The 15,936-nt window shown below is 33.7% G+C and carries 11 protein-coding genes and 2 tRNA genes; 7 read left to right on the forward strand and 6 right to left on the reverse strand.

The genetic code is table 11. The annotated features are described in order from the left end of the window. Nucleotides 1–22: 22 nt before the first annotated feature. Nucleotides 23–817: a DUF2797 domain-containing protein gene (locus tag P178_RS0103525; RefSeq protein WP_027064920.1), complete on the forward strand. Its 795-nt coding sequence runs from the start codon at nucleotides 23–25 to the stop codon at nucleotides 815–817. On the opposite strand, the gene P178_RS0103530 is transcribed toward P178_RS0103525, so the two are convergent. From P178_RS0103530 to sppA, 3 genes are read right to left on the reverse strand one after another with little or no spacing between them, the layout of a single operon-like run. Further along, the gene (locus tag P178_RS0103530) at nucleotides 810–3,551 is read right to left on the reverse strand and encodes an AsmA-like C-terminal region-containing protein (RefSeq protein WP_027064921.1); all 2,742 of its coding nucleotides are present in this window, start codon (nucleotides 3,549–3,551) and stop codon (nucleotides 810–812) included. The two genes, P178_RS0103525 and P178_RS0103530, sit on opposite strands and share 8 nt — an antisense overlap. 35 nt (nucleotides 3,552–3,586) lie before the next feature. Continuing rightward, nucleotides 3,587–4,300 carry a queuosine precursor transporter gene (locus P178_RS0103535; RefSeq protein WP_027064922.1) on the reverse strand — a complete coding sequence of 238 codons (714 nt, stop codon included), beginning with the start codon at nucleotides 4,298–4,300 and terminating at the stop codon, nucleotides 3,587–3,589. Nucleotides 4,301–4,304: 4 nt separating this feature from the next. Next, nucleotides 4,305–6,065 carry a signal peptide peptidase SppA gene (gene sppA, locus P178_RS0103540; RefSeq protein WP_027064923.1) on the reverse strand — a complete coding sequence of 587 codons (1,761 nt, stop codon included), beginning with the start codon at nucleotides 6,063–6,065 and terminating at the stop codon, nucleotides 4,305–4,307. Between the two features lie 72 nt (nucleotides 6,066–6,137). On the opposite strand from sppA, the gene folK reads away from it, so the two are divergent. Then, nucleotides 6,138–7,280 (forward strand): 2-amino-4-hydroxy-6-hydroxymethyldihydropteridine diphosphokinase, encoded by a 1,143-nt coding sequence (gene folK, locus P178_RS0103545; protein ID WP_027064924.1) that lies wholly within the window; start codon nucleotides 6,138–6,140, stop codon nucleotides 7,278–7,280. Between the two features lie 117 nt (nucleotides 7,281–7,397). Here folK and P178_RS0103550 read toward each other — a convergent pair whose 3' ends face one another. Beyond that, the gene (locus P178_RS0103550; RefSeq protein ID WP_027064925.1) at nucleotides 7,398–7,928 is read right to left on the reverse strand and encodes an RNA methyltransferase; all 531 of its coding nucleotides are present in this window, start codon (nucleotides 7,926–7,928) and stop codon (nucleotides 7,398–7,400) included. Between the two features lie 166 nt (nucleotides 7,929–8,094). On the opposite strand from P178_RS0103550, the gene mutS reads away from it, so the two are divergent. The 5 genes from mutS (at nucleotide 8,095) to P178_RS0103575 (ending at nucleotide 13,011) form a co-directional block, all read left to right on the forward strand. Further along, nucleotides 8,095–10,677, forward strand: coding sequence for a DNA mismatch repair protein MutS (mutS, locus tag P178_RS0103555; protein ID WP_036146274.1), 2,583 nt, complete (start codon nucleotides 8,095–8,097; stop codon nucleotides 10,675–10,677). 95 nt (nucleotides 10,678–10,772) lie between these two features. After that, a tRNA-Gly gene (locus P178_RS0103560) sits at nucleotides 10,773–10,845 on the forward strand. 43 nt (nucleotides 10,846–10,888) lie between these two features. Then, a tRNA-Leu gene (locus tag P178_RS0103565) sits at nucleotides 10,889–10,975 on the forward strand. Nucleotides 10,976–11,076: 101 nt separating this feature from the next. Continuing rightward, a complete protein-coding gene (locus tag P178_RS0103570; RefSeq protein WP_027064927.1) occupies nucleotides 11,077–11,712 on the forward strand; it encodes a vancomycin high temperature exclusion protein in 636 nt (211 codons plus the stop codon). 48 nt (nucleotides 11,713–11,760) lie between these two features. Further along, the gene (locus P178_RS0103575; RefSeq protein ID WP_027064928.1) at nucleotides 11,761–13,011 is read left to right on the forward strand and encodes an NRAMP family divalent metal transporter; all 1,251 of its coding nucleotides are present in this window, start codon (nucleotides 11,761–11,763) and stop codon (nucleotides 13,009–13,011) included. A gap of 18 nt (nucleotides 13,012–13,029) precedes the next feature. Here the strand turns inward: P178_RS0103575 and P178_RS0103580 are convergent, their stop codons facing one another. Then, a complete protein-coding gene (locus P178_RS0103580; protein ID WP_027064929.1) occupies nucleotides 13,030–14,940 on the reverse strand; it encodes an OmpA family protein in 1,911 nt (636 codons plus the stop codon). Between the two features lie 11 nt (nucleotides 14,941–14,951). After that, nucleotides 14,952–15,932: a type IX secretion system membrane protein PorP/SprF gene (locus P178_RS0103585; RefSeq protein ID WP_027064930.1), complete on the reverse strand. Its 981-nt coding sequence runs from the start codon at nucleotides 15,930–15,932 to the stop codon at nucleotides 14,952–14,954. Nucleotides 15,933–15,936 lie beyond the last annotated feature (4 nt).

Consider the following 15,936-nt stretch of genomic DNA (forward strand, 5'->3'; position numbering starts at 1 on the left):
TAAATCATTAAGCTGAATTAACATGCAATACGAGGGAGTACTAAGAAAAATGCAGACGGAAATAGGAAGCCCTATTCAATATTATATGTTGTTCGAATCTGATTTTTTAAACGTAAATCAAGTTCTGAACAAATCATTTAAAATTGAATTTATTAAATTTCAATGCCTTAACTGTGGTAATGACAGGCCTATTTATAGACAAGGTTTCTGTAAATCATGCTTTTTTGAAATACCATCTGCAGGAGATTGGATTATGAGACCTGAATTAAGCAAAGCTCATTTAGACCAAGAAGATAGAGATTTGGCTTATGAAAAAAAAGTTCAATTACAACCCCATATTGTTTATCTGGCAAATTCTAGCAATGTAAAAGTTGGTGTAACCAGAAAAGGTCAAATACCCACAAGGTGGATTGACCAAGGCGCTCATGAAGCTATTGAAATTGTTGAGGTCCCAAATAGATACCTAGCTGGCATTACAGAAGTAGCCCTTAAAGACCACGTTGGCGATAAGACCAACTGGCGTACCATGCTTACAAATAACGTTGTCGACGAAAATCTACAAGAATGGCGAGACAAGTTAAAACAGTATATTCCAGAAGAAGCCTTACCTTATTTTTTGGAATCTAAATCAGAGACTGAAATGGAGTTTCCGGTATTGCAATATCCAACTAAAGTAAAAAGCCTTAACCTTACTAAAACACCATCTTTTGAAGGAGTCTTAAAAGGTATTAAGGGACAGTATCTCATTTTTGACGATAATACTGTTTTTAATGTTAGAGGCAGCGAAGGCTATTATGTAGGTATAACTATTAGTTAGTTGAATCCTTTTTCTTATTACCAAATAAGCCTCCTAAAATATCTTTCGCTTTTTCTTTAACAGCTTCTTTCTCTTTATTTACAGGAGTAGAATCTTTTTTAACTGCTGTTGTGGAAGTCGTATCTTTTTTAGTGGATAATATTCCACCTATAATGTCTTTAGCACTAGTCTTAGTAGAAGATGCATCTTTATTAACAGAATCTGTTTTAGTTTTGTCACCCGATATTAAACCTCCTATTAAATCTTTAGCCTTATCAGTTCCTTTATTGATAAGCTTTTGTTTTTCAACCTCAATTAATTTTGTGGTTAATTGTTTTACACCTGAAGTTAAATCAGTAGTAACTTGAGGGCTATTATAAAGACCTCCAATATTTGCTACCACAGGGATAGTTAAATCATTTAACGAGGTATCATCAATCTTAGCTATCAATTTTGTGACATCTGAACCTAAGTATTTTGCAGGCACTTGCAATGTTGCCTTATAATTAAGCTTTTGATCAAACGAATGACTACCGTCCACATTAATTTGAATATCCTTATAATTCAACGTAAATGGCTTAACCGTTACAATACCATCTTTAAATGATAGGGATGTTTTAAGGTCTTTTAAGTTTAGTTGCTTTGGGTCAATAAAACTCAAATTAGAAACTAATGAATTTAATACAGGTGAAGATTCAGTATTTACTTCTTCTGTCATTATATCCGCAAACAAATCTCCACTTAAGGACAATAAATTTGGCAACAAATCATCTGTCAAATTACCTGAGAGCGAAATATCTGAAGTTAGTTTACCATTTAACATCTTAGCAATTGGTGCAATAGTTTTGAATAAATCTACAGAAGCAAAAGTCTCTTGAATACCCAACTTATTTAAATCTAACTTCATATTAAATGTAGGCGTATCATTTTTTGTAGACACATCTCCATTAAAAGCTATATTACCACCAAACATACCCGCATTCATATTGCTTAGTGTTGCTGATTCGTCTTTAATTCTTAAAACTCCGGTAACATTGCTTAATGTGATGTTATCGTATATAACTTTCTTAGCATCGGCATTTATAGTTGCATCTAAAAATGATGGTATTTTTATTTTCTCTTCCTCAGTAGTTGAGCCACTATTCGTTTCGCCATTAACAGTCTCTACAGGATTGTCGGTTTCTGCCACCATAAAATCATTAAGAGCAAAAGTGTTAGATTTTAAATTGAAGTTACCTTCAACTTTCTCATCGTTGAACATAAAACCCAACAAGTTATTGATTGTACCTGTTGCATCAAAGTCTGTGGTACCTGTCGTACCGTTCAGATTATTTAACGTAACCGTCTTAGGGTTAAATGTTAACCGTGCTGAATTAAATTTAACAGGATTAGCCAATTCATCTGAATTATATTCAAAATTGGTAACACTCAAATCTCCCGTAGTACTTGTTTTTTCATACTGTTCTTTCTCAACAGACTGCATATCGAAGGCGGTAGTAATATCTGCTTTTAACATGCCCTTAAGATTATACTCTGCCGGCACAGGATATGCTTTTGAAATATTGGCCAAGTTCATAGCACCATCAATATGAGCTTTAACCTTGGTATTACCCATAAGCTCTGTAATATGTGACGTAAGGTTGAATTTATCTTCATCAATCATAAAAGAGGCCTTATTTATATCTACATAAGTATCTTCGGTGATTCCGGTTTTATTATTCAACTGAATATCAAAATTCACATTACGCACCGCCTTGGGTAAATCTGGATATTTGAAAGAGGCATTATCAGATTTAATTTCAATGTGAAATTTAGGAATATGAGTTTCATCAACTATACCATTAAAATTCCCATTCACCGTAAAATCTCCAGTAGTAGTAACATCTTCAATATTCTTTGAATAAATTTCTGGTATTACTCCCAAGAAATTTTTAAAATCTGATGATGGCGTCTTAAAGGTTAAGTCAATTTCTTGACTGGCCTCATTTAATTTAATAAAACCACCAAATACTAATGGTAACTGATTAAGCAAAGCCTCATTCTTCAAGAAAGAATATTTGTTCTCATTTAAATCTATACCAATAAGAGCATCTAATTTAATCTTATTCTTATTTAGGTAATTAACGCTATCCATTTCTAAAGAAATAAAAGCGTCTGTGTGGGTATCTAATTCAGAAGTAGCCAAAGACAAATCTCCTGTACCTTTATGTTGAAAATCATCTAATTTAAAAGTTATACCCGTTGAATTATCCGTGTAGTAAATTCTAGAATTAGAAATTTCATAAGACTGTAAGTCAAATGAAAATCCATCAGTAGTGCTTGGCTCCTCCACTGTTGTAGTCGTTTCCGAAGCAATGGCAATATCATAATTTGCATTCTCTTCTTTATCGACAACAACGTTTACCAAGGCATCGTCTAGATAAATATTGTTAATCGCTATTGATTCTCCCGTACCTTTAAACAGCTGCATAATACCCATGGTCAATTCTAAATTGGTCGCCTTGAACAAGGTATCTCCTTCAAACGGAGCTTTGTTAATCAACACAACATCTTTAAAAGCAACCTCAGCATTTGGAAAGCTACTAACCAAACTTAGATTAGCTTCAGAAAAGTCTAGCGTTGCATTTACATTTTTATTGACATTGTTCTTAATAATATCCCCAATCTTTGCCTCCAAGAAAAAAGGAGCGGCAATTAACACTGCTATTATTAGTATTAATAGAACTCCTACAATTTTCAAAATTTTCTTACCCATAGTATATTTTTATACTGTTTTGTTTAATGCTCTTATTATAATGTATCTAAGTCCAATTCTTCATTTGGCTTTAGATTAAAACGTTTTCTCATAATATATACGAAGAAATAGAGAAAAGGGGTGTCGATAAATGCTATAAAAATCTTAAAAATAAATCCACTTACTACGAGACCAAAAAATAGGTCCCACGGCAGAACTTTAAAGACACATAATAGTCCCACAACGGTAAACGTATCTAGAAATTGTGATAAAAATGTCGAAAAATTATTCCGCAGCCATAAATATTTTCCATTGGTCAATTTTTTCCAAAAATGATAAATGGCAACATCAACGTATTGCGCAAGTAAATAGGCTATCATAGAAGCTAAAACCGCAATTGGTGAAAGCGCAAAAACCTGGGTAAAAGTCTCGTCATTTATTGGTGATGAAGATATTGCGGGTACCGTTTCCGCCAATAATATAATACCCATGGAAAAGAATGACGCAAAAATACCAGCAGTCACTATCTGGTTTGCCATTTTTCTTCCATAGATTTCTGAAATAAGATCCGTGATCAAAAAAGTTATTGGGTAAGGTAAGATACCTACGGATACCACAAAAAGTGAAACCCCAAAAACAGTGAAATCCCCGAAGGGATTCCAATAAAAAAACTTTTGAAATATGAGGTTAGAAACCACTAAAGAAGTGATAAACAAAGCTCCCAAATACAGATAAATACGCTGCGCTAGTTTCCTGTCCTTTAAGGTCATAAAATTATTTAATATCTAAGGCAAACGGCATTCTAGCCTGTATACCTTGTTGTTTTTTAAAAGACTGTAACTCTTTAAGCACTTTGTATGCCTCGTCACCTATTTCATCTTTCAACAAATTCTCTTTAAGCTGAAGACTTGCTCCTTCTAAATCATCCATAAATCGTTCAAATCCGCTTTTGTACTTTGGAAATTTTTTGATTCCGTAAGAACCTAATGACGCAATTTCAGCAGCTGCAGCAATAGCATCATCTAAATTACCCAATTCATCTACCAAACCGACTTCTAAAGCTTCTGTTCCACTCCAAACTCTACCTTGTGCAATACTATCTACTTGTGCCATAGTCATATTTCTACCCTCGGACACACGTTGAAGAAATGTTTGATATGTTTCTTCTATACTCTCCTGTATTTGATTCTTAAAACTATCTTGCATAGGCTCAAACAATGAATACTCTACAGCATTTTTATTGGTACCTACCTGCTCCGCATTTATACCAATATTATCTGCTAATTCGGTCATATTAGGTACGGTCCCAAAAACTCCTATAGAGCCAGTTATGGTGGTTGGCTCAGCAAAAATCTTATCTGCACCGGCAGCAATATAATAACCACCAGACGCAGCAACGTTACCCATAGATACTATAACAGGCTTCACTTTTTTAGCAAGAGCTACTTCTCTCCATATAATATCTGAGGTTAAAGCGCTACCACCAGGTGAATTTACCCGTAAAACTATAGCTTTAACATTTTCATCTTCGCGAGCTTTTATTAACGCTTCATTGATGATTCCTTGACCTATAATATTTGGACCGCCCTCACCGTAAAATATTTCTCCTTGCGCAAATACAACAGCAATTTTATCATCCCCAGATTTCAATATTTTCTTGTTCGAATATTTAACATAGTCATTTAGGGTGCTATAGTTAATATCCTCATCTTTCTTTAATTGCAGGGCGCTTGCCAATTTATTTTCATACTCATCATAAAAAACAACGTCATCTATCAATCCAGATAGTTTAGCAAACTTTGGTGTCCTCCCCCCTAAGGTGTCGGCAATGATATTTAAATCAGATTCAGAAATTGATCTTGTCTTTGATATATCAAAAATCATAGAATTCCAAAGAGATTGTAATAACGAAGTAAGCTGAGTTCTGTTTGCATCACTCATGTTATTTTCCAAATAAGGTTCTACAGCACTCTTATATTTTCCATGACGTATAACTTCCATCTTTATTCCAGATTTTTCTTGAAGCTCTTTATAATAAAGCACTTCTGTAGATAACCCTTTAAAATCCAAAACTCCTACCGGATTAATAAAAATTGAATCTGCTACACTTGCCAGGTAATAATCCCGTTGCATAAAGAAATCTGCGTATGAATATATAAATTTACCTTCAGCTTTAAAATCTTCTAAAGATTTTCTAATAGCTTGAGTTTGAGCCAAACCAGCAATTATGAAATTATTATTTATACTTATCCCCTTAATACGATCATCATTCTTAGCTACTTCAATAGCTTGTACTATTTCATCTAACCCTTGAGACTCTTCAAAAATACCTGCAAACGGGTCCAACTCATTACTACCTGTGTAATCTGAAATTGGTCTTTGCAATTGCAGTTCCAGTATTGAATTATCTTTTACAGCAACAGTATCCTCACTACTGCTTACTAGGCTAACAAAAATTAAAAACATTACAAATAAGATTCCAAAAGCAAACAAGGAACCCAAAATAGAAGCAAGAAAATTTCTTAAAAAATTCATTTAAATCTTTATTTTAAATAGTGAACAAAGATAACTAATGTGAATATGTTTTAGTTATTTTGTCCTAATATTATGGGAGTATACAAAACAGCATTTTTATCCATTGGCAGTAATTTAGGTGACCGCCTACTACTTTTACAAAAAGCTATTTTCGAAATTGGCAAGGTAGCCGGCGAAATTAGACAGGTTTCTGCTATTTATGAAACACCATCATGGGGATTTGAAGGTGAAGATTTCTTTAATTCTTGCCTGGAATTGCAAACCCTGCTCTCTCCTGAAGATCTACTAAGCCAGCTTCTTACAATTGAAACTAATTTTGGAAGAGAAAGAAAAGATGGCGATGGGTACCAAAGCAGAACATTGGATATTGATATCATTTATTATGAGAAAGAAATAATTGATACGGAAAATTTAACCGTACCACATCCAAAAATGCAAGAAAGGAAGTTTATTTTAAAACCACTTGCAGACATTACACCACAATTTTACCACCCCATATTCAATAAAGACACCAGAAACTTACTACAAGAATGCAAAGATAAAAGTACAATTACCAAGCAAATAAGAAGGCTGTTCAAGAACAGGCATAATTTCTTTGCTAGCTTAGAATACCTTGCTATTGAAGGAAACATTGGAGCAGGAAAAACCACTTTGGCTACTAAAATTTCTGAAGACTTTAATGCTAAATTAATATTGGAGAGATTTGCCGAAAATCCGTTTTTGCCAAATTTTTACAGAGATCAAGACAGATATGCTTTCCCTTTAGAAATGTCGTTTTTAGCTGACCGATACCAGCAATTCACAGAAGATACTAATCAGCTAGATTTATTTAAAAGTTTCATGGTAAGTGATTACGACATCTACAAATCTTTAATTTTCGCCAAAATTACACTTCAACAAAACGAATTTGATTTGTATAGAAAAGTTTTCAACTTCATGTACAAAGAGGTTAAAAAGCCTAAAGTTTACGTTTATCTGTACCAAACAACAGAAAGGTTGTTACAGCAAATTAAGCAACGTGGTAGAGATTATGAGCAGAATATTGAACTCTCTTATCTTGAAAAGATTAACAGGGGTTATTTTGACTTTTTAAGGACTTATCCTAAAGAAAATCAACTCATTATAGATGTTAGCGAATTAGATTTTGTTAGTCACGAACGTGATTATGAAACCATTTTAGCAACAATTGAAGATTTTGCCTTATCTAACCTATAGTAATATAAAACACGCAATTTCTTGCGTAAATGAAAAGGATTTCTTTTATTGTACGGGCATAAGTGCAACTAACTAACTCAAACTATACTAAAAAACCTGGTCTACGACCAGGTTTTTTTATGCATTTAATTTACTCCAGCAATCCCAAACGACAACACCTACACTCACAGAAATATTCAAAGAATGCTTTGTTCCAAATTGTGGAATTTCAAGCACTTCGTCACTTGCAGAAACTACATTCTGTGAAACACCCTTAACTTCATTTCCAAAAATTAAAACCTGCTTCTTAGTTTTAGATGGCAGATACTCATTTAACATTGTTGCGTCTTCCGCCTGCTCTACTGAAATAACGTGATTGCCTTCATTTTTTAATCGTTCAACCAGCGTTAATGTATCTTGAACATGTTCCCACGCTACACTATCAGTAGAACCTAAGGCCGTTTTATGAATATCTTTATGGGGCGGTGTAGCAGTAATACCGCACAAGTATATTTTTTCTATTAAAAAAGCATCGGCCGTTCTAAAAACCGATCCAATATTGTTCAAACTTCTTATATTATCAAGAACAATTATTATCGGAGATTTATCAGCAAGTTTATAACCTTCTACATCTTTCCTGTCCAGCTCCTCATTTCTTAACTTTCGCATACTTTACTATTCAATTTCATTAGTAATTAATGGTGATAAACTTATCCTCAAATATCAACAATAATGTAAATTTTAGGGATAAAACCATACTTTCGTGAAGGTGCAAAATTAATGAGATAAAGATAAAGTGGCGGATAAAAGCAAGACAAAAAAGGTAACCCCTTTAATGAAGCAGTATAACACCATCAAGAACAAGTATCCTGATGCGTTACTTCTTTTTAGAGTAGGTGATTTCTACGAAACTTTTGGTGAAGATGCAGTAAAAGCATCGCGCATATTAGGCATTATATTAACCAATAGAAATAATGGCGGTGAAAGAACCGAATTAGCCGGTTTCCCTCATCACTCATTAAATACCTATTTACCTAAATTGGTAAAAGCTGGTCAGCGTGTAGCCATATGTGATCAGCTAGAAGACCCTAAACAAACTAAAACCATTGTCAAAAGAGGTGTTACCGAATTGGTAACGCCAGGGGTGGCAATGAACGATGATATATTAAATTCTAAAACGAATAATTTTCTTTGCGCAGTTCATTTTGGAAGAAAGAAAATAGGAATTGCATTTGTAGATATTTCTACCGGTGAGTTTTTAACTTCAGAAGGTAGCGAAGAACAAATTGACAAATTATTACAGAATTTTTCTCCAAATGAAGTACTAATTTCTAAAGCACATAAAAAAGAATTTACAGACGTTTTCGGCAAGAACCATCACCTTTTCTATTTAGAAGACTGGGTATTTCAAGAGGATTACGCGCTAGAAAACCTTACCTCTCATTTTAACACCAACACTTTAAAAGGATTTGGTGTAGACCATTTAACTTGTGGCGTCATTGCCTCTGGTGTCGTTTTACACTATTTAGGCGAAACACAACACCGTCAATTACAGCATATATCAAAACTGCAACGTATTGCAGAAGATGATTATATATGGATGGATAGGTTTACTATTAAAAACCTTGAACTATATCATTCTACTAACGTAAATGCCGTTACACTTTTAGATGTTATCGACAAGACTATCTCTCCTATGGGCGGTAGAATGATAAAAAGATGGCTGGCATTACCCCTTAAAAATCTAGAGAAAATAAAAAGGAGACAGCAAATCGTATCTTTTCTATATAAAGAAGAAGTTGTTCTAGAAAAATTTCAGCATCATATTAAGCAGATGGGCGATTTAGAACGCCTAATATCTAAAGTTGCTACAGGTAAGGTAAATCCTAAAGAGGTTGTACAATTAAAGAATTCATTAGAAGCTTTAATTCCTATTAAACAACTGGCAACCGCTTCTAAAAACGAATCTTTAGCGTTAACTGGCGATCAAATTCAATCTTGCGATTTATTGAGGGCTAAAATAAAGGAAATGTTAAGCGAGGAAGCTCCCGTTAATATTTTAAAAGGTAGCACCATTGCAAAAGGTTTTTCTGAAGAATTAGATGAACTTAGAGGATTAGCTACTTCGGGTAAAAATTATTTGAATAGCATGTTAGAGCGAGAAACCGCTGCAACTGGTATTACATCCCTTAAAATAGCCTCTAACAATGTATTTGGATATTATATAGAAGTTAGAAATACACATAAAGATAAAGTTCCTGATAGCTGGACACGTAAACAAACGCTTGTAAACGCAGAACGCTATATTACTGAAGAACTTAAGGAATATGAAGCTAAAATTCTAGGTGCAGAAGATCGCATATCAACTTTAGAGCAACAGTTGTTCTCTCAATTAGTCGTTTGGATGCAAGAATATATTGCTCCTGTTCAAAATAACGCATACTTGATTGCTCAGTTAGACTGTTTGTGTGGATTTGCTCAATTGGCAAAAGAAAATAACTACAACTGTCCTACTTTAAACGAAACTACAGATCTGGAAATAACCAATGGTAGACATCCGGTTATTGAAAAACAATTGCCTTTAGGTGAACAATATATTGCGAACGATTTACAACTAGATAGGTCCAATCAACAATTTATAATGATTACAGGTCCAAACATGAGTGGTAAGTCGGCCTTATTAAGGCAAACAGCTTTAATTGTGCTTCTTGCTCAAATGGGAAGCTTTGTACCTGCTGAAACTGCAAAAATTGGTGTAATAGACAAAATATTTACCCGTGTTGGCGCAAGTGACAATATTTCGATGGGCGAGTCAACATTCATGGTTGAAATGAATGAGACCGCATCTATCCTAAACAACCTATCTGAGCGTAGTTTGGTTTTGTTGGACGAAATAGGAAGAGGTACAAGTACATATGACGGTATTTCTATTGCATGGGCAATTTCAGAGTATTTACATGAGCACCCAGCAAGAGCAAAAACAATGTTCGCTACACATTACCATGAGCTAAATGAAATGACAAATACTTTTAACCGTATTAAGAATTTCAATGTTGCCATTAAAGAATTGAAAGACACCGTTCTATTTCTAAGAAAGTTAGTTCCAGGAGGAAGTGAACATAGTTTTGGAATACATGTAGCTAAAATGGCCGGTATGCCACAACAGGTAATTCAAAAAGCCAACAAAATTTTAAAAAAATTAGAAAATAAGCATGTAAGCGAAGAAGTCGGAGACAAACTCAAAGATGATTCTGATGAAATGCAACTAAGTTTTTTCAATTTAGACGACCCTTTATTAGAAGAAATTAAGGAAGAAATCACAAATATGGACATTGACACCCTAACTCCGGTAGAGGCATTGATGAAATTAAATGAGATTAAAAGACTGTTAACCAAGGACAAAAAGGCAACATCATAAATTTTTTATTTTTTTTGTTCATTTTTACTTTGCTCTTTACAGAATTGTATTAAATTTGCACCCGCATCTTTTAAGAGATGCACGTTCATAGATTTGCGAAAATAGCTCAGCTGGTAGAGCGCCACCTTGCCAAGGTGGAGGTCGCGGGTTCGAATCCCGTTTTTCGCTCAGAAATGTTGTTCATCAGCATTTTTTATTTAAAGCCAAGTATGCTCGAGTGGTGGAATTGGTAGACACGCCGGACTTAAAATCCTGTGCTCTTTGGGGCGTGCGGGTTCAAGTCCCGCCTCGAGTACCAAAACCCTTGTTAATCGTAAGATTTTCAAGGGTTTTTTATTTTATTTATTTTCAAATTGAAGTTCTTAGTTATTCATTAACTTTAGTTATCATTACAAATGCATGCTGAAAACTTTACTCAAAATATCCGGCTTACTAATAATAGCATTAATTCTCGTCATATTTGTTTGTAACATAATTATTTCAAGCACTGCTGAAGGACAAACTTACACAGATACAGATACCATACCCGCCAACCGAGTTGGACTTGTTTTAGGTACATCTAATCGCTTAACCAACGGTTCTCCAAACCCATATTACACTTACAGAATAAATGCTACAATAGCTCTTTATAAAGCAAGGAAAATTGAATTTGTTCTTGTAAGTGGTGATAATGGAAGTATTTATTACAATGAACCTAATACCATAAAAAAAGATTTAATCAATGGTGGAATTCCAGAGCATGTAATTTTCTTAGACTATGCCGGCTTTAGAACCTTGGATTCAATGTTTAGAGCGAAATTTGTTTTTGGATTAGATAAAGTTACTGTGATATCCCAAAAATTTCATAATGAAAGAGCAATTTATATTGCTAAACAAAAAGGCCTAAAAGCTATTGGTTTTAACGCCCAAGATATTTCTACCAGTCAAGGACTTAAGGTGCAAATAAGAGAATATCTAGCTAGAGTTAAGGTCTTTATTGATATGGTACTAAATACGCAACCCAAATTTTATGGCGCAACCATTGAAATAAAGTAATAGAATTAAATAGATTACATTTAAAGGCACCAACCAAACCAAACTATAATGCCGAATATTAAGAAGATACTTAAAAACTTAGGTCCTGGTCTTTTGTTTGCAAGTATGGCCATAGGCACTTCTCATCTTGTATTATCTACCAAAGCCGGTGCCCAATATGGCTGGTTAATGGTCATCCCTATAATTTTAGCAAATATTCTAAAATACCCTTTTTTTGAATTTGGCGTTCGCTATACCAACGTTACTAATAAAACATTGATAGAAGGCTATCTTAACCGAGGTAAGGGATATCTATATTTTTACGCTATAATTACCTTTATTACAACGTTTACAATACTTGCCGCACTATACACGGTAACCGCTGGTTTATTTATTAATCTTTTTAGCATCGTACACAGCTCTATAACCACAGTAGCTTTGACCTTATTTTTAATCATCAGCGTTCTTCTGATTTTTGGAAAATATAAATTTTTAGAAATAAGCTTGAAATTTGTAGTCAGTGTACTTTTCATTGCTTTATTGGCTACTACTGTACTAGTCTTGCTAAAAGGTCCAGTTGACCATGTAGCAAATTTTAAGCCTTCACCAATATTCAATGAAGTAGGCATACTTTTCTTAATAGGATTAATAGGTTGGATGCCAACAAGTGTTGAGGCTTCTAGCTGGATTAGCCTATGGAGTATTGAGAAATGGAAAAGTCAAGAAAAGCCAAGTTTAAAAGATTCGTTACAAGAGTTTAATATTGGTTACACTATAACAGCAATTTTAGCCATATTTTTCATGGTAATAGGTTGGTACACCTTATACGGCACGAATATTCAACTAAGTAATAATGCAGTCAGTTTTGCCGACCAAGTAGTTCGCTTATTCACAGAGCATATAGGCTCATGGGCGTATATTCTTATCGCCGTATCTGCCTTTGCTACAATGTTCAGTACGTGTATGACTGCACATGATGCCTTAGCCAGGGTTAGTTTAGATATAATAGGTCTATTAAAGCCACAACAAAAATGGTTCACTACCAAGGCTGCATTTGCAATAGCTGTGCTTATATTAACTATTATTAATTTTATAGTTATTGCTTCATTCAGTGCTAATATGGGAAATCTAGTTGCTTTAGCAACTTTTGTATCATTCATAGTAGCACCAATTGTGGGCTACATGAATTTAAAGAATGTTACCAGTAATGACCTTGCCCCTAAATTTTGGCCCGGTAAAAAGTTAAAGTTATTGACCTATACAGGTATTCTATTCTTAACTTGTTTTGCGCTGTATTATTTCTATATAATAATCTTTTAAGCAAGATATTTAAATCTATTATTCTACGACAAACAATGTGCGTTCATTTTGTTTATGAAGAAAATCTAAACAATAGGCCCCATTTTTACAATTGTTTACAATCATTTCTTCACCGTATCCTGTTACTTCGATAATATTACTTGAATTAAGACCGTTTTTCAATAGAAAATCTTTTATAGTATCTGCACGTTGCTGAGATAGTTTTTTATTGTAAGAATTACTACCTCTACTATCTGTATGAGATTGTATTCTCAATCTCATTTGTGGAAAACGAACCACTGCATCTACTACTTTATTTAATTCAGCTTCAACTTGTGGGTTTAATGTCGATTTACCTTTATCAAAATAAAACTTATTTAATTTTAACACAGTTTTTTCTTCAATCTCGGTAACTAAATCTTCCATTTTCGAGAGTCCCATATTATAAGAAGCATTTTGGATCTCTTCCATACCCTCCTCTGAATATGTAGTTGAAAAAATTGAATAACCGTTACTCATAGCTTGAATCGTAATTTGTGACATCCAAGGTACTTCAACCCTAAAACTACCATCTGCAGTAGACGCTACTTCTTTTATAACATCACCTTGTTGATTCAATAACCTTACCTGAGCACCTTTTATTCCTGCTTTATTTTTTAAGTTAACTACCTTTCCTCCAAGAGCAAAAGTTTTTAGTCCAGGATCATTCTTAAAGTTAAAAGCATATAAATCATCTCCACCTTTACCACCTTTTCTGTTGGACGCAAAGAACCCAGACAATCCTGTTATTTCATCATTTTTAATAATAAAACCAAAGTCATCTGACGTAGAATTAATCCCCTCTCCTAAATTTACAGGAATTGTAAAAGAATCATTAGGCAACATATTAGCCTTATAAACATCCATACCACCAAAACCGTAGAAAATATCAGACGAAAAATATAAGCTTCCATTAAAAATATAAGGAGCAATTTCGTTACCCGGAGAATTTATTCTTGGACCCAAATTAATTGGAGCAGACATTATTTGTCCATTATTGGTGTATACATAATATAAATCTGTACCACCATAGCTATCATCAAAGTTTGCTGCAAAAAATAGGCGGTCCGTATTATCATCATAGTAAGGATAATAAAATGATGTACTTAAGTCCTTTAGTATAAATCTAAATCTTCCAGTATCAGATAATGTACCTATTGCCAATGCATTTTTTCCATTTTCATCATAACGAAGTTCCCCTTCCTCAGTATTTGAAAGGATGTAAAAAAAGGTAGAAAGTTTATCTGAATAGTATGGCGTAGATTTATGAAAATCAGTAGCAGGTATTTCACTGAAAGTTTCAATATCTACCAACTGATTATTAGAACTTAATCTAGCAAAATAAATATCTAAATATGATTCTCCAGTAGGTTCATATACATTTTTTGTATTTCTACCTCTACTACTGCTAAACAATACTCCATTCTTGTAAAATGCAGGTGAAAAATCTCCTTGCGGACTATTAACAGCCAAATCTCGTATAGTACTATTGTCATTGTTAGAAGGAATTTCTAAAAGACTATAGTTAAACTCTGCATTCTCTAGAAGTTCAAGAGATAACTTGTCAGCTTTTGACCTAAGAAAAGTTTTTACCCGATCTTTCTCTGAGTTCTTAGAAAGACTTTGCAACATTTTATTAAATCTATTGACAGACATGATCGTATCATTCTTATTTACCTTTAAATAAAGCTCAGATGCACTGTCATAGTTACCGGTGCTAAAATAAGAATCTGCAAGATTTAATAACTGATTATTAGTTAATGAATCTTTTTGCATTTCACTTTTATAAGCCGCTATTGCCTTTTCATATTGATAACCATAAAAAAGATTATCGGCTTTCGATTTTTTGTCTTGAGCCGTACTTAGAAATGGTATAAAAACTAGAAATACTATGATTATTTTAAATCTCATTTTAGTTCACTTTAAAAGAATCGAGGCGAATCAATTTGCTTTGGTTTACCTTTTGCATTCTTATCACTATTTCCTTTAGATTTTGATGGTCCTTTTCTTCCTAGATAGAATTTAAGAATAATTTCATGTGATCCATTATTAAATTCACCAAGCAAATTTGTATTATAATCATAAGAATACCCTGCAAACAATTGATTGGATATTTGAAAGCCCGCTAACCCACTAAACGCATTTTCTAAACGATAGGAAACACCCGCAGTAACTACATCAGAAATTAAAAAATTACCCGATAAGTTTACATTGACCGGTGAACCCGATATGGTATTCACCAAAAATGCAGGTTTAAATTTAAGATTTTCCGAAAGCTCAAAAACATAACCCCCAATGAAGTTAAACTGAAGTTTATCTTCTATTATAGATGCAACTTCATCATTATATACACCTTCGGTTAAAAAATTAGGTACAGAAGCTCCTAAATACCAATCTTCTGAATATAAAAAAGCACCGGCACCAACAGTCGGATAGAATTTACTTAACATTTCTTCATTAAGATTTTCACCAGGGTTTTCAAAAGTTCCTTTCGAAAAATCTACATTAAGAAAAGAACCACCGGCATCAATACCAAAAGACAATTTTGTCTCATCAGTTACCATTATTTGATAAGAATAAGATATATCTGCATAGGTTTGGGTTGCCGGACCCAATTCATCATTGACTATATTTAGTCCTAAACCTACTTTTTCATTTTTAAAAGGTAAGTTGGCTCCAAAACGAAAAGTTCTTGGCGCACCAGGAATATCTATCCACTGAGCTCTATACAATCCAGATAACTCAGGCGTTTCTACAGTACCTACGTAAGCTGGGTTAAAACTACCAATATTATACATGTATTGCGTGTACTGCGGTTCTTTCTGTGCAAATGCATTAAAGCTTACCAGAGAAAATAGTACAAGAGCAATAGTATAACTCGATTTATTAAAGTTATAATCCATAATT

Origin of the sequence: Maribacter sp. Hel_I_7, assembly GCF_000688315.1 — a bacterium.
GTDB classification, from domain to species: Bacteria; Bacteroidota; Bacteroidia; order Flavobacteriales; family Flavobacteriaceae; genus Maribacter; species Maribacter stanieri.

Bases quoted from the DNA above. Each gene is read 5' to 3' on its own strand.
- P178_RS0103570 (WP_027064927.1), top strand. From the start codon at position 11,077: ATGCTGAAAACTTTACTCAAAATATCCGGCTTACTAATAATAGCATTA.
- P178_RS0103525 (WP_027064920.1), top strand. From the start codon at position 23: ATGCAATACGAGGGAGTACTAAGAAAAATGCAGACGGAAATAGGAAGC.
- P178_RS0103535 (WP_027064922.1), bottom strand. From the start codon at position 4,300: ATGACCTTAAAGGACAGGAAACTAGCGCAGCGTATTTATCTGTATTTG.
- sppA (WP_027064923.1), bottom strand. From the start codon at position 6,065: ATGAATTTTTTAAGAAATTTTCTTGCTTCTATTTTGGGTTCCTTGTTT.
- P178_RS0103530 (WP_027064921.1), bottom strand. From the start codon at position 3,551: ATGGGTAAGAAAATTTTGAAAATTGTAGGAGTTCTATTAATACTAATA.
- P178_RS0103575 (WP_027064928.1), top strand. From the start codon at position 11,761: ATGCCGAATATTAAGAAGATACTTAAAAACTTAGGTCCTGGTCTTTTG.
- P178_RS0103580 (WP_027064929.1), bottom strand. From the start codon at position 14,940: ATGAGATTTAAAATAATCATAGTATTTCTAGTTTTTATACCATTTCTA.
- folK (WP_027064924.1), top strand. From the start codon at position 6,138: ATGGGAGTATACAAAACAGCATTTTTATCCATTGGCAGTAATTTAGGT.
- P178_RS0103550 (WP_027064925.1), bottom strand. From the start codon at position 7,928: ATGCGAAAGTTAAGAAATGAGGAGCTGGACAGGAAAGATGTAGAAGGT.
- mutS (WP_036146274.1), top strand. From the start codon at position 8,095: ATGAAGCAGTATAACACCATCAAGAACAAGTATCCTGATGCGTTACTT.
- P178_RS0103585 (WP_027064930.1), bottom strand. From the start codon at position 15,932: ATGGATTATAACTTTAATAAATCGAGTTATACTATTGCTCTTGTACTA.